The following is a 20,699-nucleotide window of genomic DNA, read 5'->3' on the forward strand; positions in this document are numbered from 1 at the left end:
AGTGGCACCATCAAAAATCGCGAATTTGTCCCTTTTGCTGGGGTCATTATCGACGTTAAATTTTCTACGTCAACTATTCAGGTCCCGCCCAGCGCCGAGCCGGGTCGGCAAAGCCGGGGGGTACAAAATGAAAGTAGCCATTGTCGGGACGGGCGGCATTGCCAAGGTCCACGCACGTGCGATCCTGCATCTTGGTGGAGAAATCGCCGGCGTCTGCGGCAGTTCACTGGACTCGGCCAAGTCCTTCGGCCATGGCCGGCCTTACGGCGACATCGAACAAATGCTAGCCGAGGTAAAGCCTGACGTCGTTCACATCTGCACGCCGAACCACCTCCACAAGATTCAGGCGATCGCTGCTTTCGAAGCGGGGGCGCACGTTCTATGCGAAAAGCCCATCGCTGCTTCTATCGACGACGCCTCGCTGATGATCGAAGCTGCCGCACGTGCGGGCCGCGTCGGTGCCATCATGTATCACAATCGTGGATATCCGCTCGTGCAATTGATGCGCGAGCGCATTGCCTCTGGGGAGGTCGGGCGGCTGCTTCGCGTCGGCGGATGCTACATGAACGACGAAGGCTTGTCCCCCGATCGGTTCACCTGGCATTTCGTTTCGAAGCAGGTCGGGCGCTCATTCGCGATGATGGATATCGGCGTCCATTGGCTGGATCTAGTCGAGCATGTGACCGGCCGCTTTATCTGTGAGGTGACCGCACAGTTCAGCACCCATCACCCGAAACGCGTCTGGTCCGGCCACCCGGGGCAGGGACCGCGCCCACCCGGACGGGAGCTCGAGAACGGTGTTGAAGTGGACGTGCAAGTGGAGGATCACGCCGAGATCATGGTGCGCTTCGATAACGGCGCCTCCGGCAGTGCCACAATCAGCACGGTGTCGGCCGGCTACCCCAACCGGCTGGCGATCTCGGTGGACGGCACCAATCTCGGTTTGGATTGGACGCAACAGGAACCGGAGTGGTATCTGGAGCGGCGAGGCGAGGGCCTTTTGAAACGCTTCCGTACGCCTAACGACCTTTCGCCTGACAAATCCTACATGACGTTCCTGCCGGCGGGCCACGCCGAGGGACACGGGGAGGCGTTCAGAAACGTCATTTCGCAAGCATGGCGCGGCATGCGGGGAAAGCCTGCGGAATTTCCAAGCTTCGAGGATGGGCTGCGGGGCTTGCGTCTCGTCGAAGCCGCAATTCGGAGCGCTGCGGAACGTCGCACCATTGCGGTCGCGCCATGAGTGGCAATCTGAGGGTCGGCAAAGTGGCACCATCAGGATTGATGGAAGCGGTGCTTTGCTGCGAATGCGATGCCTCTAAAGTACCGGCATCGAGATGAACGAAGTCCAACTGAAGTCACGCAGATACTTGGGAGGGTAGCATGATGAATAGACGACAATTTCTCGGTTCCACGGCGGGTTTTGCGCTGCTCGCGAGCCCGTTTGTAGCCAGAGCTGCCCAGCGGGAGCTTCGGATCGCGGTCTGGCAAGGCTATGCCGAGCCCGAATGGGTCAAGCCCTTTGAAGAAGCAAACGATGTCAAGGTCAACATCACCTACTTGACCTCCGACGAAGAGTTCTTCGCCAAGATGCGCGGATCGCAGGGAGCGGGTTTCGACGCTTTCTCCATCAACACGTCGCTGGTGCCGCGCTATCAGAAACTCGGTCTCGTCAAGCCGATCGACCCCACCAAGGTTGCGCGCATGGACCGCCTGAGCCCGGTCTACAAGAACGTCACTGACTTGAACATCGACAGTCAATTGTGGGGCATTCCCTTTGCCTGGGGCTCGCAGCCGCTAATCTACGACACAGCGCAGTTCGACCAGGCTCCCGACAGCTGGCACGTGATGTGGGATGAGGGCAATGCTGGGCAGCTCATTAACTTCGACGATCCGGGTACAATCACACTCGCTGCGTTGCTGCTCGGCTTTCCGAATCCTTACAAGCTCGAGCCCGATCAGTTGCAGGCCTGCAAGGCGAAACTCATCGAGCAGAAAAAGCTCCTAATGACCTACTACACCGGCTTCGACGACGGCGTGAAAATTTTTGCCGAGAATAAGATCAAGGCGATGCTGTCGATCGGAGAGCTGCAGCTCGTCAACCTCAAGAAGCTCGGTGTGGACGCCATGCTCACCATCCCGAAGGAAGGGGCAACCGGCTGGCTCGACTGCTGGGTCGTTTGCAATGGGGTCAAGGACGTCGATCTCGCGCACGCCTGGATCAACAACTGCATGGCCGACGAGGTTGGCACGGTACTTTCCACCAAGTTGAAATACGGCAACACGACCAACCAGAAAGCCAATGAGGACAATGGCCTGACCTACGCCGACAAACTGTTCTTCGCGCAGCAGGCGGAAAACCAGGAGGCGCGAACAGCCTTGTGGAACGAGATCAAGGCGGCTTAGAAAATCGACGGGGGGTGATGCTCATGCATCGCCCCCGATCCTCTTTCGCAATACCGCTCGGCGGTGCACGTGGTCGTTAGACGCAAGAAGGGAAAGCGGCGCGATGTCGTCTCTTGAAGGAGAGCAGGATCTTGTCCTGCGCGGAGTGAGCAAAAGATATGGACATTTGCAGGTCCTGCAGCCGACCGAGCTTCATGTCCGATCGGGTGAATTCCTGACGATCGTGGGATCTTCGGGGTCCGGCAAGACGACCCTCTTACGGATGATCGCAGGCTTTACCAACAATACCTCCGGGGAGATTCTTTTTCAGGGACGCGACATCACCAATGTGCCGACCCACAAACGCCCCTTCAACACGGTCTTCCAGGACTACGCGCTTTTTCCGCACATGACGGTAGCCGAGAACATCGGTTACGGGCCGATGATCCGCCGCCAGCCGCGCGAGGCGATCACCCGCAAGGTCAACGAGGCGCTGTCGATCGTAGGCTTGCAGAAAATGATCGACCGTATGCCGTCGCAGCTCTCTGGCGGGCAGAAACAGCGTGTCGCGCTTGCCCGTGCACTCGTTTGTGAACCTAAGGTGCTGCTGCTCGACGAACCTCTTTCCGCCCTCGATGCCGAAATGCGCTATCAGATGCAAACCTTCCTCAAGGATCTGCAGCGTCGTGTTGACACCACCTTCATTCTCGTCACACACGATCAGGAGGAGGCGATCACGATGTCCGATCGCATTGCGGTGATGAGCGCAGGCCGGATAGAACAGGTCGGCGACCATCGCGAAGTCTACTACGCGCCGAAAACGCCGTTTGTCGCGAGCTTCTTCGGCGATACCAATCTAATCGCCGGGACCTTGACTCCCGATGGTGGCCTTCAGACGCCGCTTGGACTGCTTGCCGACGTCGCCGCAAGGGGACCGCGCAAGGGAAAGGTAATCGCCTCCCTGCGCCCAGAGGCCATCCAGCTTAGCGCGGCAGGCAGAAGGGATGCTGGTATTCAGCGCGAAGGCGAGAGAATCTGTATTTCCGCGCGGATTCAGAGAACCATCTTCGCAGGCCCGCTGACACGCGTCGTTGCAACCTGCGACGATCATCCCGAGATCGAATTTCTGGTCAAGGTCACGAGCGGCGATTTGCCGGTGTCGAGCGTGCCGGGGACTTCGGTTCGACTTCGCTTTTCTGCGAAGGATCTGGCAATTGTTCCGGTCGACGGTGACGAAGCCGCATCCGCTCCCGGACATCTTAAACTTGTCGCGGCTTCGGAAGGTGCGAGATGAGGTTGGGAGCACGCCTTTTCCTGTTTCTGATCGCCGCGGCAGGACCGGTTCTGTTGGTGCTGCTGCCGCTCAGTGGCTTTGTCTTGAATTCGTTCTATTCGATGAACGGCAGCGAAATCGTGCGAGGTTTTTCGGCCGGCAACTACGCCGAGTTCGCCAACAACAAGGCCTATGTCGGGGTCCTTTGGCACACGATCTGGCTTTGCGGCCGTGTCGCCCTAATCTGCCTATTGCTGGCCTATCCGCTGGCCTGGTACGTCTGGCAGCAACCGGAGGCCAAACGCTTTCCATTGTTGCTGGTGATCATCTTGCCGCTGTTCATGAGCTATATTGTCAAGCTGTTCACGATGCGCTCGCTTCTAGCGGTAACCGGGTTAATGAATGAGCTGTTGCTCGACGCCGGTTTTCTCGCCAAGCCGACGACGGCGTTTATGTTTAATGAAAACGCTATCCTCCTGACGATGGTCGCGATGTACCTGCCGTTCGTGTTCCTGCCGATATATCTGGCCTTGGAACGCATTCCCGAATCTCTTGTACAGGCATCGGCCGATCTCGGCGGCACGCAGGCGACTACCTTCCGCCACGTGGTTTGGCCGCTCTCCGTTCCTGGCGTCATATCCGGAGCAATCTTCGCTTTCGTCCTGTCGCTCGGCGATTACGTGACACCGCAGATGGTCGGTGGTCCGAACGGCTTTACCTTCGGACGCGTGATCTTCTCTCAGTTCGGTGCCGCCTATAACTGGCCGCTGGGTGCTGCACTCGCGGTCGTCCTGGTGATCGTCAGCGGTGCGGCCATCCTGTCGGCAGGGCTAGTTTCCAAGAAGGGTGAGGCATAGCAATGAGGTCCAGCGGAGGAGAGAAATTTGTCTACGGGCTTTGCGCGGTCCTGTTTGCATTGACGGTGTTGGTTCTCTATGCGCCGATCCTCGTCAACGCGTTGCTTTCGGTGGTGCCGCGCAAAGCTGGCTCGCTGCATTGGGCGGAAGCCGGCGGCGGTGCCTATCTTGAGCTCTTCGGCAACGTTGACCTCATGCAATCGCTGTTTGCCAGTGTCATCGTCGCGGTTTCGGCTTCGGTCCTGTCGAGCGTGATCGCGGTCGTGATGGCGCTCTATCTCGACAGCAGGTTCGCTTTCGGTCGCCGGGCCATCGAGACGCTGATCTATCTGCCCTTCATCATGCCGTCGATGATCACCGGGCTGGCGCTTCTCATCTATTTCACCGCTTTGAAGGTGCCGCTCAGCCTGGCGACAGTCACTCTCGGGCACACGATATTCGTCCTGGCAATAGCCTATCGCCTGACAAGTGTGCGGCTCACCAATCTGTCACCTTCGTTGCGCGAGGCGTCAATGGATCTCGGCGCCAATGGCTGGCAGACCTTCCGCCATATTATCTTCCCACACCTTCAGCCTGCCATCCTGTCGGGCGTGCTATTCGCAGCGGCGATCTCCATCGACGAAACCCTGATTACACTGTTCCTGTCTGGGGATCGCATGACGCTTCCCATCCGTCTTTGGTCGATGCTACGCGTCGGCTTTACGCAAGAGATCAACGCCTTGGTAACACTCGTCATCGCGGGCACACTTGTGGTGGCACTGTTCGGCCTGCGCGTCTGGAAGAAGGACGGAAAGCTTGAATTTTGAGACTGAGTGGACCTGTTCCTCCTTTACGGTCCATTCACGTCCGGTATCCATCGTCGCGACCGTCAAGCGATGACCTGTATTTTGTGAGCGCGAAACACGGCAAAATCGATACTCTATGACTGCTCGCCAGCGAGATCGGGCGGCGGGTCGTTCCGAGGCTTGGCGCCGACTACCGAAGCGGTCAAATATGAAAAACAGCACGCGGGGCTATGTGCCCGCTCAAGCACCGTTACTTGTTTTCTGATGGGACGACTATCCAATTTGATTGTGTCTACACGTGTAATTGGAGCAGGCTCTGCGCGCTGGTTTGTCACCGGAGGATGCTACGAAGCCTAACCGGTGGAAGTTGGCGCGTTGCCGATTGATATCGTTGGCGTCGTGTCGAACCACACTCGACTACCCGACGAGGGGCAGATCATCGAACAGGATGCCGCCGCGTCATCCCATGCCGGATCGTCGTGCGACCAGGTAGTGATCGGCCGCCCTGCGAGAGCCAGTTCCTGGCGCGGGCAATCCATGCACCTCCATCACAGTCTCTTCATGAACGGGAAGAAAAAGACAGTCTTTCCGCCAAGCCCGGATCCTTCAACGAAGAGCGTATGAGGTGGGGGGCCGCGCCTCCTCGGATTTTGCGATATAGTCTCACGGAGGAGGTGAAGCAGCCGTTGCTCTGGATGCCGAGTAAACTGAAAATCCGTCCGGTCCGAAGGCCTGTTCTCATGTCACCAACCGAATATCCGGCGACGCAGAGCGGGCTTGTCTAACGCAATCTCTCCCGGCTCGCTTTGCTTCGTAAAGCGCCATGTCGGCCCGGCGCATTGCGTCGTCAAGGCTTTCTCCGACGGGAATTTCGGCAACACCGAAGCTGGCACTGACGGTCAGTGTTGGAGGCAACCCCTCCACAGTGATCCCCGTCGCTCCGCGTCGTACAGAGCTGGCAAACAGCATGGCCGTTTCGACCGTTGTGTTCGGCATGAACACGGCAAACTCCTCGCCTCCAATGCGCCCGACGATGAAATTCGGCGCGGCGCCGGATTTCAGGAGGTCAGCAAAGGCGCGGATCACCTTGTCTCCGGCATGGTGACCGAACGTGTCGTTGATGCTTTTGAAGCGATCGATATCGCAGGTCATGACGGAATGCCGGACGGCGGGGGCGACAAGGCGGGCAGCGGCGACACCGTTCTCGAAACCGCGGCGGTTGGCAAGATCCGAAAGTACATCCCTTTCGGAATTGCTGCGTTCATCGGCCATGATATCGAGGACGAGGACCGAAAGCAGTGTCAGACCAACTGCCACGATCAATACGGCAGTCGATCCCTGTGAAATCAATGCGTAGTTTGTATGAATATAGTCAGTTGCCGCCGCGCCGGCACCGGCGGTCACTGCCAGACCAGCCTTTGCAAAGAAATGTAGACCGGTTGCGGTAAGCAGATAGCCGAGGACCCGATCGATTCTTGCGCGGCGCCGTGACGCGAAGACCGCAGCAGCGCTGGTGAGAATGACCAGCGCAAAAGGTGTTTGATAAGATAAGGCGTGCCGAAGCGTGCTACGCGGCAGGCCATAGATAAACAGATCAAGTAAGATGCAAAGGGTGAAAAAAGATATCGCCCAGAATGGCGCGATCCGCACGCCGTAAAGCTCGCCAATACCAAAGCGCAGCAGGATCATGCCACCAAGCACAGTTGCAAATGCCAAAACGGCGAAGAGCTTCGACAAATCTGTATACGCAACGAAGAGTTCACTGATGGCAGAAAGAGAGGCGACAGCAAAACCTGCCGAGAACCATAGCGCAGCCTGGCGCGACTGGCTGCGCACCGCCACGACGGCGAACACCAGCGCAAAGCAGATTGCGATGATGAAATTCACCACAAGGAAGAAAACTGCTCCATTCACCATTGCACAAGAATCCGCTGCCAATCCCGCCGAAGCTTCAGTACAAGTGTCTTAATAAACTGTGAAACACGACATTGTTAAGTAGGTGGTTTTCCGGACATTCTGGGCGTGACCTGCGATCCGCCTCACGATACCTGAGCTCTGGCGAAGATCGACCCGATGACCAGTCGGGGTGGGGGGCGATCCCCCCGGCTAGCAAACCGGCAACTATGGGGACCGTTTCAAGGTTTCGCATGTCCGATGATGATGATCTTCCCAACGACAGTTCCCCGCTCCAGAGCGATATGAGCTTGCGCCGTTTGGTCCAGCGGTAGAGTGAGCCCGATCATCGGGCGGCAGGCATCATCTTCAAGACAGTCTGTAATGTCGGCGATCGCGGCTTCCTTAAATGTGATCGGGCTTTACCGCCCAACACCGATCTTCGTCACGGTAACACAGCCTTCGGTGAACGCCGTCCGATTTTGGCGAAGACAAAATGCCCCTGATCAACGAAAAACGGTCCGGCGGAGCCGAGCCGTTTCACTGTGTTGGCCCGATAAAGCAGGATCTTACCAGGACGGGATCAGGGCGCCCTTGAACTGCTCGTTGATGAACTTGCGGATGCTTTCATCATGGTAGGACTCGACCAGTGTCTTGGCCCAGGGCGCGTCCTTGTCGGCGGCGCGGACGACGATGACGTTGGCATAGGGCGACTTTTCGCCTTCGATGGCGATGGCGTCGGTCTTGGGATGCAGGCCGGCTTCCATGGCGTAGTTGGTGTTGATGACGGCGGCATCGACGTCTTCAAGCGAACGCGGCAGCTGGGCGGCATCGATTTCGGCGAACTCGATGTTCTTCGGGTTCTCGACGATATCGGCAACCGTCACCTTGATGCCCGGGTTTTCCTTGAACTTGATCAGGCCCTTGCTAGCCAGAACCAGCAGCGCACGACCGCCGTTGGTCGGGTCGTTCGGGATGGCAACGGTAGCGCCGTCCTTCAGTTCGTCGAGGCTCTTCACCTTCTTGGAGTAGACGCCCATCGGCGTGGTGATGGTCGTGCCGATGCTGACGAGATCGAACTTACGGTCGGCAATCTGGTTGTCGAGATAGGGCTGGTGCTGGAACGAGTTGGCCTGGATGTCGCCGTCGGCCAGCGCCTGGTTCGGCACGACATAGTCGGAGAACTCGACGATTTCGATATTCAGACCCTTGGTCTTGGCGACTTCGGCGACCTTTTCCATGATCTGGGCGTGCTCGCCTGGCGTGACGCCGACCTTGATATCCTCGGCGAAGGCCGAGCCGGCTGCAAAGGCCGCAATCGCGGCGGCGATGATGAACTTTTTCACGGGAGTCTCCTTGGTATGTTTATCGGATATGCGAATTAGAGATCAGTTCTTCCGGTTACGCTTGTCGAAGCGGCGGGCGAGCCCGTCGCCGGCGCTTTGCACGACCTGCACGAGCACGATCAGCACCGCGACGACGAGTACCATCATCTCCGGATTGAAACGCTGGTAGCCAAAGCGGATGCCGAGGTCGCCCAGGCCTCCGCCGCCGACGGCCCCGACCATGGCCGAGTAGCCGATCAGACTGACGATGGTCATCGTCAGCGCCATCAGGATGCTGGGTCGCGCCTCTGGAAGCAGCACTTTGTAGACGATCTGGGATGGCGTCGCTCCCATGGCGCGGGCGGCCTCGATCAGGCCCTTGTCGACCTCGCGGATGGCTGATTCAACGAGGCGCGCGAAGAACGGAATGGTGGCGATGGTCAGCGGCACGATCGCTGCCCAAGTACCGATAGAGGTACCCGTCAAAAGGCGCGTCAGCGGCACGATGGCAACGACCAGGATGATGAACGGCGTCGAACGAGCGGCGTTGACGACGAGGCCAAGCACGCGATTGGTTTTCGGTGCCGGAAACAGCTCACCCTTGCCTGATGTGGCGAGAAAGACACCGATCGGCAGGCCGATGATCGAGCCGACGATGCCGGCAACGAGGACCATTTGCAGGGTCTGCATCAGCGCCTTGGAGAGGAGGCCGAAAATCATATCAGGCGACATAGCCGAGCACCTCCGTGGTAAGGCCCGTTTCGGCATAGAAGCGGTTAGCCCGGGCGACGACATCCGGCTCCGCCGAATAGGAAACGACAAGTGAGCCAAAGGGCTCGCCCGATATCTCCTCGATCGCGCCAGCGAGAATATTGACGTCGGAGCCGAGCTCGGCGACAAGCCGGCCGGTCAGAGGTTGAAAGGCCGTGTCGCCGAAGAACACCAGCCGGACGAGCACACGGTCGCCGGCCGATGGCTGCGACTTGACGGCGGAGCGCAGCCAGTTCGGCAGTTTCAGGGCCGAGGCGAGCAGCGTGCGCGTCGTCTCGTGCTGCGGGTTGGTATAGACGTCGAAGGTACGGCCGGATTCGACGATGCGGCCGGCATCGATGACAGCCACATGGCTTGCGATGGTTTTCACCACCTCCATCTCGTGGGTGATCAGGAGAACGGTGAGACCGAGATCGGCATTGATCCGCTTCAGGAGCTCGAGGATCGACTGCGTTGTCTCCGGGTCGAGCGCCGAGGTCGCTTCATCGGAGAGCAGCAGCTTGGGGTCCGTCGCCAGCGCGCGGGCAATGCCGACGCGCTGCTTCTGGCCGCCCGAGAGTTCGGAAGGATAGCTGCCGGCCTTGTCACCGAGGCCGACGAGGTCGAGCAGCGGCCCGACCTTGGCACGGATCGCCTTCTTTTCGACGCCTGCAATTTCCAGCGGCAGCGCCACATTGTCGAAGGCGGTGCGCGACGACAGCAGATTGAAATGCTGGAAAATCATGCCGATCTGGCGGCGCAGGCCACGCAGACCGTCCTCACCAAGCGCGCCGACGTCGACACCATCGACGAGCACCTTGCCCGACGTCACGCTCTCGAGCCCGTTGACCATGCGGATGAGCGTCGATTTGCCGGCGCCAGAGCGACCGATTATCCCGGTGATGGCGCCGCGTTCAACTGTCAGATCGACGCTTTCGACGGCGGTGAAACCACCTTCGCCCGCGGGCCCGTAACGCTTCCCGGCGCCCTGGAAGGCGACCATCGGTACCGAATGTGCCACGGCGACCGGATCGCTTCCGGTTTGGCCGTCCGGCGCGGCGTATGTAGCGCCTGCGCGGCCCGCATGTTGGCTTGTCATGCTATGCTCTCAGATGTTGGTCTTCACAAACTGGGGGCTCTATAACCGCAAATGTACAAATTAGCCAATCCGCTGCACCTTCGAATACAAACACGTTCTGACAGATGGTTCAGCAAAGAGGATGCTGCGCGTTTTCTTCTGAAGTCGAGGCCGAAAGCTTAGGTTTCGGCGTCTCGGGATGGCGCCCGGACTTTACCGGCACGGTGCCTAGCCGCGTTGGCCGCCACTATCAAATGGACGAGATATCGCTCGCGCATGTGAAATATCGCGAAAATCCAGCCGAACTCTTGGGATTCCCGCAGGCGTTCATTGCGCGGGCGAACGTTACTCGAACTCTACGCCTCAAGTAGTTCGATCTTATGTCCTTCAGGGTCCCTAATAACGCAACGGGTGCCCCAATCGGATTTGGAAGGCCGAGATATTATATCCACGGCGCTGCCCAGATTACTCAAGACTTTTGAGATCGATGGGACTCGAAACCCTAGGCGAACCGCGGTCGTGTCTAAGCTCTCGGTGCCTTTGGGATAGATTTCAAAGACCGAGCCACCTGTCTTCGACGCGAGATGTTCGGGGCCTGAACCGTGCTTCTCCCTTTGGAACTGAAAACCAAGAGTTTGGTAAAACGAAGCGAGAGAACCAGGGTCGCTTGCCCTGAGGACGACTAGATTTAAAGTTGGAGCCTGCATTGGCATCATCCTACCTGGGAAGTTGGAATCTCTAGCCGGGCTTCCATTTCGTCGAAGACAACGCGCATCTCAAGGCGGCCACCCATCGCGGCCACATGCTTCGCCAGAGTTTCGAACTTGATGTTTTCCCGCTTCTCGATTCTGTTGACCGACGGTTGTTTGATCGAAAGAGCCTTAGCGAGCTCTACCTGCGACAGGTTGTTGAGCTTCCGCATGTCCACGAGAGTGAGGTATCCAATAGATCCCGACTTTTCGAATTGTCTGAATAACTGATCGACCCGATTGGCAACCTTTTCCGCGTTTCGGTAAACCTCATCAGGTCTCTGTCCGTACGCATCGTCGGAAATGAATAACCCTAGTCCAGCATGCGGGCGGAAGGAGATTTGCGTGGAGAAATCGTTCCTTGTGATGTCCAGAAATGTCTCGCCATTCGGATCATCAGGAGCGTCAGTTTCAACGGCGAATCCAAGCTCTTGGAGGTGAGCGACTGTATCAGTCAAAAGGCTAGTTGCTGTCATATTCCCAATCCTTCTCCATTCGCGCCCAGCTTTTCGAGAACTACAGTTTTTAGAAACCCTATTGTTTCAATCCGTATAGCGCCATTTGCTCCGATGATCGTGTTGTGTGCTCTGGATCGATACCGGATGGTGCCTGGATGGCCCGGTACTTTCCGGGCGTTGTCAGCTTGTGGAGGGTACATTCGTCCATCCGTCTGAAAAGCTGACGGGTTGGAGGCAAATGCCGGAACTCGTCTTCAACGCCGCCGAGGGTCTCGCGGATAAGTTCAAACGCCTCATCATGTGTTCCTGCTGCCTCCGCGTCGGCAAGCCGCTCAACGAGGAGCGTGAATCGCTCTTGCTTAGTCTTCATTTAATGCCCTTAAATATACTCTGCAAGGTATAATCGGATTCTTTTCTTAATGTGCAACAGCGCGGGCGATAGGCCTAGCGCGCTAAACGTGACCTGGGCCGCGCCTCGCCGGACGAGGACAAGACCCTTGTGCCATTGGCTACCCAGGGCGGGCGGAGGAGAAAACGTGCTTCGCGCCGTCACTACCCTTCTGTGGGATAGCTATGTCGCGGGCCCAGCAGAATTTTCATTGCCATGTCGAAAGGCTCGGTCGTCGTTCGTCTTTTGCTATGAAGACGGTGGAGGCAAAGACCTAATGAAGATGTATTTCAGCAGAAACCCCAATCCGCGACTTGCTGTCGCCGTGGCGCGGTTCTTAAAAATGGACGTGGAATTCGAGTTTGCCGCACCAATGGCCCCAGGGCAGTCGGAGCGATTTTCTTCACTCAACCCAAACCTTCTGTTGCCTATCTTGGAGCATAGCGGTCGCACACTTTGGGAGACCGATGCGATCGCGTGCTGGTTTTCCCGTCGTGTCGGCTCGAATTTCTGGAGAACCGACGATCATGAGCCGGAAATGATACGCTGGATCAGCTGGGCGAAGGAGAATTTCGTCAAGGCCTGTGACGTCGTGCATTGGGAGCGAGGCACGAAGTTGCGTTATGGCATCGGAACCTGTGACGAGAGGATGGTTGAAGAGGGTCTTGGACAATTCCACAAGGCCGCCGGCATCCTCGAAAGCCAGCTTGCTGATCGATCGTGGTTGGTCGGCGAGACGATTTCCTTTGCAGATTTTCGGATGGCGACTTTCTTGCCGTTCAACGACGCCGCGCGCCTCCCGATTGATCGGTATCCCGCAATAAAACGGTGGGCCGACCGTCTCGATAAGATCGATGCCTGGCGCGATCCGTTTTCCGGATTGGAGGCGCCAGATTTGCCGCCCGTTCCCAGTCCGTCCTGAGATACGTCTCAGCGCCAACGGAAATCGCAGTGGTTGCTGCAGCCGCTAGCGGAGCCTGGGCACCAATTGAACGAGACCCCAAACTATTCCTGGGAGCCAGTCATGTGCTGCCGCGCCATTCGATACGGGGTTCGATCAGGACGTGGCGAGCGTCCTTGCGTCCTTCTATTCGGCTAAGCAGCGCTTCGCTCGCGGTCCTGCCGAGTTCAGCGGCGTTCTGGTCTACACTTGTCAGGCCGACGAGCGGTATGGCCGCCATCGGCGAATTGTCGTAGCCGACAATTGCAAGATCTTCTGGGACCCGTATGCCACTCATGCGCGCGGCATTGATGAGTGGCACAGCATCGAGATCGGACCAGACGAAAACCGCGCGGGGACGGTCATTCAAGGCCAGAAAATCATTGATAGCGGCCCGGCGGTCGGATCCCACAAGCGGCAGACGGATGATGCGGGCCTCCAGGCCCGCAGCCTTCATGCCGTCAAGATAGCCCTTCTCGCGCTGGAGGGCGACGATGGTGGGCGGTGAATCGGCAAGGTCATAGCCGAGCATCGCGATGTCGGTGTAGCCGGACCGCAACGCTGCCTCCACGGCCAGGCAGGCGCCCCGTCGATCGTCGGAATTGACCGTGTCATAGGTCTGCGCGTGCGGCTCATGGTGCGCGATGACGACGATCGGGATCTGGCGCGCATAGCGCTCCAGCACCTTGCTCGATATCCTGGGAGCGATGATCAGAACGCCATCCATGCGGTTGTCGATCATCGATTCGATCATGGAAGCTTCGATCGGGCTCGTGGAACGGCCGATGCCGATCAGTGCCTTGAAGCTGCTTTTCGCCAGCGTGGCATTGGCCTCCTCGATGACACCCGCCAGGAACGGGTTCGACAACTCGATCACCAGGACGCCAACCGTCTGCGTGCGGCCACGCATGGCTCGCGCTGCGACAGAAGGCCGGTAGTTCAATTTTTCGATCGAGATCTCGACCTTGGTTCGCAAGACCTCGCTCACTCCGTAAGCATTACGCAGAACTTTCGAGACCGCAGCGACGGAGACACCGGCATCGTGGGCCACGTCACGGATAGTGACCCTGTCCCTTGTCGCGTTAACGGTCTGATTTTTCATTCCAAATCGCCTCATTCCCCGGTGTTCGGAAAATTATAGACACAAAAGCTCTTGCGCGGCAATCGATAGTGTAGAATGATATACATAGAACGATACACACAAAGCAATCGCCGGAGGAATTGGCGATTGGGGGAGGTTCTAGATGAAGACTGTTTCGGCCCACGGCCTTGCCGGGGAAGACGGCCTTGCCGGTTCTGCGTTCCATTTTACAGCGTCGATGATCGGACCCGCCTGCGACGGTGGCCAGGCAACACAGGGCACATTCGTCGCGCGGGAATTCTCGCTCGATGTGGTTCCGGCCGAAGCAGTTCTTAGCATCTCGGCCCTGGGTCTCTACCGCGCCTTCCTCAATGGAAAACGCGTGGGTACCGATCTCTTGACCCCCGGCTGGACCTGCTACGACGACCGGATTGCCTATCAGGCCTACGATGTCGCTAAGCTCTTGCAACCCGGCAACAATCGCATCGAAATCTGGCTTGGCGACGGCTGGTATCGCGGCCAGTTGATGTGGGCATCCAACCCGATACTCAATTGCTGGGGCGACCGGACGGGGGCGATCGCAGAACTGCGCGCCGGCGGCGAGGTGCTCGTGAAAACCGACGAGAGCTGGAAGAGCGGCTTCACACCCGTAGTTCGCAACGGCATCTACTATGGCGAGGATTATGACGCCCGCATTCGTCCAAAGGACAGCTATGGCGTCGATGTGCTCTCCTTCGACAGGGCCTTGCTCGTCCCGCATGAGACTGGTGCGGTCAAGGAACTGGACGCTCTCTCACCGACCGACAGCTGGACGGAGGCCGATGGCCGCACTGTCTTTGATTTCGGACAGAATGCCGGCGCCTATGTCCGGCTGCGCCTTAAGGGTGTCGCCGGTGCAAAGGTGCGCGTCGAGCATTCCGAAGTGCTCGGCCCCGATCGCTTCTTCGACAATCGCAATTATCGCAGTGCGCGTGCTGAAGTCTCCTATACGCTTTCCGGGCAAGGCGAAGAGGTCTATGCGCCGCTCTTCACCTTCTTCGGCTTCCGTTACGCGCGCATCACTGTGACAGGTGAGGCCGAACTCACCGCCATCACGATGGTTCCGATAACCTCGGTACCCCTGACTGCCGGCGGGTTTACCTCAGGTGTTGCGAGCGTCAACCGATTGATCGAAAACACGATCTGGTCGCAGCGCTCGAATTTCATCGAAGTGCCGACCGATTGCCCGCAGCGCGACGAGCGCCTCGGCTGGACCGGTGATGCGCAGGTTTTCGCCGGAACGGCCTGCTGGCTTGCCGACAGCCACTCCTTCCTCAAGAAATACCTGCGCGATGTCATCCACGATCAACGGGCCAATGGGGCAGTGTCGCATTTTTCACCTGATCCGACGCGGCTCCATCCAATCGATGGCCGCGGTGACTGGGCGGGATCGACCGGCTGGGGCGATGCGATCGTCATCATTCCCTGGCAGCTTTACCTGCATTACGGTGACAGCGCTGCCTTGGAAGAGTGCTTCCCCGCAATGTTGCGCTGGCTCGATTATCTCTGGGGCATCTCTGATGGGCCGATCATCCGGCCGCCCGCGGTCTGGGGCGCGCACGGCTTCACCTTCGGCGACTGGCTTCAGCCGGTCGGGGATAACAGAAAGCCCCGCCCGACCATAGCAGATGATTGCGCAGCTACCCTTTATCACTTCATCTCAACGCAACTGACGGCAAAGATCGCCCGTATTCTCGGTGAGACCGTCGAAGCCGCTCGGCTCGAGAAGCGTGCCGAGGAGATTAAGACAGCATTCAGACACGAGTTCTTCGCACCCTCCGGCCGCATTGCCCATAATGACCAGACCTCGTGGGCCCTGGCCTTCCTCTATGGCCTCGTTCCGCCGGAATACGAGGAAGCCGCGCAAGGCTACTTCCGTAGGGTGGCGGAGGAAACGGATGGCGTCATCGGTACGGGCTTTATCGGCACTCCCGCCCTGCTGCCGGCGCTGACCCGGCTTGGTATGGTGGACGTTGCCGAGAAGATGTTCCTGAACCGGAAGGTTCCCGGATGGCTCTATCAGGTCGACCGCGGCGCGACTTCGATCTGGGAGCGATGGGATGCACTTTCCGAAGATGGCACGATCTATGATCCTGACATGAACAGCTACAACCACTATGCCTATGGCGCGGTCTGCCAATGGCTCTTCGAAGACGTTGCCGGGATCAAGCCGCTGGAAGACAAGCCCGGTTTCGAGGAAATTCTCTTCGATCCCGCAATCTTGCCTGCTCTCTCGCCGGTTTCGGCATGGCATGATACGCGCTTTGGTCGGATCGAGGCTGGATGGACCCTGGAGGAAGGTTTCGTCACATGCAGCCTGGTGCTGCCGGAAGGTGTCACTGCGCGTCTCGAGGGGAAAAGCGAGCGCAAGTCGCTACAGGCCAATGGCGCCAATGTAGAGCAAGGCAAGGAAATCAAGCTCGGCGCGGGGGAGCATAAGATTACGTTTTCCAACTGATGCAATTTGCCTGCAGGTCTTCGATTTGCGGGCAATCAGCTTACGCATTCCGGTCTTCAAGAGGAGGAAATGACTATGCGAATGACGAAGTGCAGCATCCTTGCAGCCAGCATCATGGCTCTTGCCGCTGGAGTGGCACATGCGGATGTGACCCTCAGTGTGCTGATCGATACCAATCCGGAATCCATTGCCTCGTTCGATGCGGTTTCAAAGGCCTATACGGAAAAGCATCCTGACGTCAGCTTCGACGTCGAGCAGCGCGCGGGCGGCTCCGAAGGCGACAACATCATCAAGACCCGGCTCGCGACCGGCGAGATGGCGGATATCTTCCAGTATAATAGCGGTTCGCTTTTCCAGGCTTTGAAGCCGCAGGAAACGATAGCCGACCTTGCCGACCTTCCCTCGGAAGCTGGTATTCTTGACACGTTCAAGAAGGTTGTTAGCGGCCCGGACGGCCATGTCCGCGGCATTCCCTTCGGTCCGGCCATGGGTGGCGGCATATTCTATAACAAGAAGATCTACGCCGATCTCGGCCTCACCCCGCCGAAGACCTGGGCGGAGTTCATGAGCAACAATGAGAAGATCAAGGCGGCCGGAAAGGTCGCGGTCGCCCAGACCTACGGCACGACCTGGACGTCGCAGCTCTTCGTGCTTGCCGATTTCTATAATGTTCAGGCCGAGGTCCCGAACTTCGCCGACGACTACACTGCCAACAAGGTCAAATATGCCAACACGCCTGCGGCACTGCATGGCTTCGAACACCTGGAGGAAGTGGCCAAGGGAGGGTACCTCAATGCCGACTTCGGTGCTGCGACATTTGACGACGGCATGCGCATGGTCGCGACGGGTGAGGCCGCGCACTATCCGAACCTCACTTTCGGTATCGGCAATGTCCAGCAGAATTTTCCGGACAATCTGAAAGATCTCGGCTTCTTCGCTCAACCGGGCATGGATGCCGGAAAGAATGGCCTGACGGTCTGGATGCCTTCAGCGCTCTATGTTTCTGCCAAATCTGAAAATGTCGAGGAAGCCAAGAAATTCCTTGACTTCGTTGGCTCCAAGGAAGCCTGCGACCTGATGGCAAAGGCCGTCCCGTCGGGTCCGTATCTCGTAAAGGGGTGCGAGCTCCCGAAAGATATTCCGCCGGCTGTTTCCGACATGCTCCCTTATTTTGACACTGAGGGCCGCAACGGCCCGGCACTCGAATTCCTCTCGCCCGTCAAGGGACCTGCACTAGAGCAGATTACGGTTGAAGTCGGAACCGGCATCCGCTCCGCCAAGGACGCGGCTGCGCTCTACGACCAGGATGTCGAGAAGCAGGCCAAGCAGCTTGGCCTGCCGAACTGGTAACCTCCCAGCCGATGCCCCATCCAGGTCAACCGATCTGGATGGGGGACGCTTCAAGGTATCCGTATGACAACACGAAAGTCTGCCTATCCCTATTGGTTTGTGCTGCCAGCGGCAGTGGTCTTCACTGTTCTGTTTCTGGCCCCGACGATCGCGTCCTTCTGGTTCAGCCTCACGCGCTGGGACCTGTTCACGACACAGTTCATCGGGCTGGAAAATTACCGGCAGTTCTTTCGCGAGCCCTTTCTGATACAGGGTCTCGTCAACACGATCATTTATGCCGTCCTGACCTCGGGCACGAAAACCGTTCTCGGTCTGCTGCTCGCCGTATTGCTGACCTCCGGGCTTTGGGGACAAGGCCTGCTGCGTACCGTGATTTTCTTTCCGGTTCTCGTCTCGACGATTGGCGTCGGCATCACCTTCTCGGTGCTCATGCATCCGACACGCGGGCTGATCAATGTGGCACTTGCTGCGATCGGTATCCATGGTCCGGGCTGGCTGACCGACCCCGCGCTTGCGCTTTACTCCATCATCTTCGTCGACCTCTGGAAAGGGATCGGGCTTGCGACAGTCATCTATATCGCAGGTCTCGCATCAATCAGCCCGGACTATTATGAGGCCGCCCGCATTGATGGGGCGACTGGCCGCCAGATGTTCTTTCGTGTCACCGTGCCGCTTGTCAGACCCGCCACCGTCACCGTCGTGACGCTGTCCCTCATCGGCGGGCTAAGAAGCTTCGATCTTGTCTGGGCGATGACGCGCGGCGGTCCGGGCTTTTCGTCGGATGTGCTGGCAAGTGTCATCTACAAGCAATATCAGGCGGGTTTCTACGGTCTCTCGACTGCCGGTAACGTGATCCTCTTCCTCCTCATCGGGCTGATCGTCCTGCCGCTGACGGCCTGGTTCAATCGCAAGGAGGTGGATCTATGAACCGCCGCCAGATCTATACCGGGATTGCGGCCTTGGCTGCTTGCGGCGTGATCTTCGTGCTGCCATTCATGTTTATCTTCATCACGGCCGCCAAGACGAAACAGGATGCGGCAACGCTGAAATTCAGCTGGCCGGCCGACTGGCAGCTCTGGCAGAACTTCATGGAGGTCGTCCAGACGCGCAACTACATGCTGCTGCTTGCCTATTTCAATTCGACCGTCATCACTGTGGCCGCCGTCACATTGCTGGTGCTCTTCGGCGCCATGGTCGGCTATGTGCTGCAGCGCCGCCCCTCACGCTGGAACGCGGTCATCTACGGCTGCGTGCTAGCCGGCCTGATGATCCCCCCGGCCGTTGTCCCGACCATCTGGGTGTTGCAGATGCTCGGTCTCTTCAAGACGCTATCTGGCATGGTTCTGATCCAGATTGCCTATGGCCTTGGCTTCACGGTTTTGCTGTTTCGCAGTTTCATCGCAACCATTCCTCGGGATCTCGACGAGGCTGCAATCATTGACGGTGCAAAACCGTTACAGATCTTCTTTCGCGTCATCCTGCCGCTGCTGAAGCCGGTCACCGTTACGGTCATCGTCGTCCAGTCAATCGCCATCTTCAACGATTTCACCAACCCGCTCTATTATCTGCCGGGCCGCGAAAACGTCACGGTACAGCTGACTCTCTATAACTTTCAGGGACAGTTCCAGACGCAGTTCAACCTGCTGTTCATGAATATCGTTCTCGTGACCATTCCGCCCCTGATCGTCTTCATTTTCTTCAACCGGCAGATCGTTGCAGGGATGACCGCCGGTGCAGTCAAGGGATAAGCCATGACAAGCGTTGTTCTCGAAAAAGTCCGCAAGAGCTTTGGCAGCCTGGAGGTGATGAAGGGTGTCGATCTCACCGTTGATGCCGGCGAATTCTGCGTCTTTGTCGGTCCGTCCGGTTGCGGGAAGTCGACGTTGCTGCGCATCATTTCCGGACTGGAGACACAGACATCGGGCAAGGTCTTCATCGACAGCAAGGATGTCACAGATGCCGAACCCTCCAAGCGCGGCATTGCTATGGTGTTTCAATCCTACGCGCTTTATCCGCATCTGACGGTCGCAGAAAACATCGGCTTCGGCCTCTCGCTTGCCAGGCGGCCCAAGGCGGAAATCGCCGAACGGGTGAAGCAGACTGCCGATATCTTGCAGCTCTCGCATCTGCTCGACCGCAAGCCAAAGGCGCTCTCCGGGGGCCAGCGCCAACGCGTCGCGATCGGCCGTGCCATCGTGCGCAACCCGAAAGTCTTCCTGTTCGACGAACCCCTGTCAAACCTCGACGCGTCGCTCCGCTCGCAGATGCGCATCGAACTGACCGAACTTCATGCCAAGCTCGGCGCCACTATGATCTACGTCACGCACGATCAGGTGGAGGCGATGACAATGGCCGACAAGATCGTCGTTTTGAACGGCGGGGCCATCGAGCAGGTCGGGACACCGATGGCGCTCTACAACAATCCGGCCACTCCGTTTGTCGCGGGCTTTATCGGCTCGCCGAAGATGAACCTGTTTGAAGCGGAGATTGCCGCGCGGGAAGGCTGCCGGATCTATGGTATCCGGCCCGAACATATCGCGCTCTCATCCACGGAAGGAAAATGGCAAGGCAAAGTGCGTCATATCGAGCGGCTCGGCGCGGATACGGTCATCCATCTTGATGTACCGGAATTGCAGGTGCTCGTCGTACGCACGGACGGCGACCGGCAAATTTCGGTCGGCGAGAGCCTCTTCGCGTCCCCTGTCAACGGAAAGGAGCATCGGTTCTCCTGACACGTGGGATGCGTTGCTCTTCTTTCCTTTCCTTTCAAGTCGGGCATTGCTTCGCGGATAACAGCATCATTCAGTCGCAGCATCCGACGACGGCCAACTCAAACTTTACACAACCAATCCACTATCGATTGGCTGACCGCTTTCATCGGCGGCGTCAA

Annotated in this window: 19 protein-coding genes; 11 read left to right on the forward strand and 8 right to left on the reverse strand. The window is 58.2% G+C overall.

Annotated elements, in window-relative coordinates; all coding sequences use genetic code 11:
- Nucleotides 1-127: 127 nt before the first annotated feature.
- The 5 genes from AF71_RS07430 (at nt 128) to AF71_RS07450 (ending at nt 5,321) form a co-directional block, all read left to right on the forward strand.
- On the forward strand, nt 128-1,243 hold the full coding sequence (locus AF71_RS07430; RefSeq protein WP_169680688.1) for a Gfo/Idh/MocA family oxidoreductase: 1,116 nt from the start codon (nt 128-130) through the stop codon (nt 1,241-1,243).
- A 140-nt stretch (nt 1,244-1,383) separates the two neighbouring features.
- Nucleotides 1,384-2,406, forward strand: a complete 1,023-nt coding sequence (locus AF71_RS07435) for an extracellular solute-binding protein (protein WP_025659226.1) — start codon at nt 1,384-1,386, stop codon at nt 2,404-2,406.
- A 103-nt stretch (nt 2,407-2,509) separates the two neighbouring features.
- On the forward strand, nt 2,510-3,679 hold the full coding sequence (locus AF71_RS07440) for an ABC transporter ATP-binding protein (protein WP_169680690.1): 1,170 nt from the start codon (nt 2,510-2,512) through the stop codon (nt 3,677-3,679).
- Nucleotides 3,676-4,515 carry an ABC transporter permease gene (locus tag AF71_RS07445; protein WP_169680692.1) on the forward strand — a complete coding sequence of 280 codons (840 nt, stop codon included), beginning with the start codon at nt 3,676-3,678 and terminating at the stop codon, nt 4,513-4,515. Before AF71_RS07440 ends, AF71_RS07445 begins: the two co-directional genes overlap by 4 nt.
- A gap of 2 nt (nt 4,516-4,517) precedes the next feature.
- A complete protein-coding gene (locus AF71_RS07450; protein WP_169680694.1) occupies nt 4,518-5,321 on the forward strand; it encodes an ABC transporter permease in 804 nt (267 codons plus the stop codon).
- Nucleotides 5,322-6,038: 717 nt separating this feature from the next.
- Here the strand turns inward: AF71_RS07450 and AF71_RS07455 are convergent.
- The 7 genes from AF71_RS07455 to AF71_RS07485 all read right to left on the reverse strand — a co-directional run bounded on the left by AF71_RS07455 (nt 6,039) and on the right by AF71_RS07485 (nt 11,923).
- Entirely contained in the window at nt 6,039-7,217 is a 1,179-nt protein-coding gene (locus AF71_RS07455; RefSeq protein ID WP_169680696.1) for a GGDEF domain-containing protein, read from the reverse strand.
- Between the two features lie 545 nt (nt 7,218-7,762).
- Nucleotides 7,763-8,539 carry a MetQ/NlpA family ABC transporter substrate-binding protein gene (locus AF71_RS07465; RefSeq protein ID WP_062375259.1) on the reverse strand — a complete coding sequence of 259 codons (777 nt, stop codon included), beginning with the start codon at nt 8,537-8,539 and terminating at the stop codon, nt 7,763-7,765.
- A 42-nt stretch (nt 8,540-8,581) separates the two neighbouring features.
- The gene (locus tag AF71_RS07470; protein WP_025659220.1) at nt 8,582-9,250 is read right to left on the reverse strand and encodes a methionine ABC transporter permease; all 669 of its coding nucleotides are present in this window, start codon (nt 9,248-9,250) and stop codon (nt 8,582-8,584) included.
- A complete protein-coding gene (locus tag AF71_RS07475) occupies nt 9,240-10,271 on the reverse strand; it encodes a methionine ABC transporter ATP-binding protein (protein WP_169680978.1) in 1,032 nt (343 codons plus the stop codon). Before AF71_RS07475 ends, AF71_RS07470 begins: the two co-directional genes overlap by 11 nt.
- 431 nt (nt 10,272-10,702) lie before the next feature.
- A complete protein-coding gene (locus tag AF71_RS32220) occupies nt 10,703-11,062 on the reverse strand; it encodes a VOC family protein (RefSeq protein ID WP_348644117.1) in 360 nt (119 codons plus the stop codon).
- Nucleotides 11,059-11,571 (reverse strand): helix-turn-helix domain-containing protein, encoded by a 513-nt coding sequence (locus tag AF71_RS07480; RefSeq protein WP_169680698.1) that lies wholly within the window; start codon nt 11,569-11,571, stop codon nt 11,059-11,061. Before AF71_RS07480 ends, AF71_RS32220 begins: the two co-directional genes overlap by 4 nt.
- Before the next feature lie 58 nt (nt 11,572-11,629).
- A complete protein-coding gene (locus AF71_RS07485; protein WP_169680700.1) occupies nt 11,630-11,923 on the reverse strand; it encodes a hypothetical protein in 294 nt (97 codons plus the stop codon).
- 295 nt (nt 11,924-12,218) lie between these two features.
- Between AF71_RS07485 and AF71_RS07490 the strand changes: the two genes are divergently transcribed.
- A complete protein-coding gene (locus AF71_RS07490) occupies nt 12,219-12,863 on the forward strand; it encodes a glutathione S-transferase family protein (RefSeq protein ID WP_169680980.1) in 645 nt (214 codons plus the stop codon).
- A 100-nt stretch (nt 12,864-12,963) separates the two neighbouring features.
- Here AF71_RS07490 and AF71_RS07495 read toward each other — a convergent pair whose 3' ends face one another.
- Nucleotides 12,964-13,983: a LacI family DNA-binding transcriptional regulator gene (locus AF71_RS07495; RefSeq protein WP_113557200.1), complete on the reverse strand. Its 1,020-nt coding sequence runs from the start codon at nt 13,981-13,983 to the stop codon at nt 12,964-12,966.
- A 217-nt stretch (nt 13,984-14,200) separates the two neighbouring features.
- On the opposite strand from AF71_RS07495, the gene AF71_RS07500 reads away from it, so the two are divergent.
- The 5 genes from AF71_RS07500 (at nt 14,201) to AF71_RS07520 (ending at nt 20,541) form a co-directional block, all read left to right on the forward strand.
- Complete coding sequence (locus AF71_RS07500; protein ID WP_246733616.1) at nt 14,201-16,459, forward strand: alpha-L-rhamnosidase; 2,259 nt, start codon at nt 14,201-14,203, stop codon at nt 16,457-16,459.
- 75 nt (nt 16,460-16,534) lie between these two features.
- Nucleotides 16,535-17,809 (forward strand): extracellular solute-binding protein, encoded by a 1,275-nt coding sequence (locus AF71_RS07505; RefSeq protein ID WP_113161887.1) that lies wholly within the window; start codon nt 16,535-16,537, stop codon nt 17,807-17,809.
- A 63-nt stretch (nt 17,810-17,872) separates the two neighbouring features.
- Nucleotides 17,873-18,736 (forward strand): sugar ABC transporter permease, encoded by an 864-nt coding sequence (locus AF71_RS07510; protein WP_018856326.1) that lies wholly within the window; start codon nt 17,873-17,875, stop codon nt 18,734-18,736.
- The gene (locus tag AF71_RS07515; protein ID WP_169680704.1) at nt 18,733-19,557 is read left to right on the forward strand and encodes a carbohydrate ABC transporter permease; all 825 of its coding nucleotides are present in this window, start codon (nt 18,733-18,735) and stop codon (nt 19,555-19,557) included. Before AF71_RS07510 ends, AF71_RS07515 begins: the two co-directional genes overlap by 4 nt.
- 3 nt (nt 19,558-19,560) lie before the next feature.
- Nucleotides 19,561-20,541, forward strand: coding sequence for an ABC transporter ATP-binding protein (locus tag AF71_RS07520; protein ID WP_169680706.1), 981 nt, complete (start codon nt 19,561-19,563; stop codon nt 20,539-20,541).
- Nucleotides 20,542-20,699: the final 158 nt, after the last annotated feature.

The sequence above is a fragment of the Rhizobium sp. 57MFTsu3.2 genome (assembly GCF_012932765.1).
Taxonomy (GTDB): Bacteria; Pseudomonadota; Alphaproteobacteria; order Rhizobiales; family Rhizobiaceae; genus Rhizobium; species Rhizobium altiplani.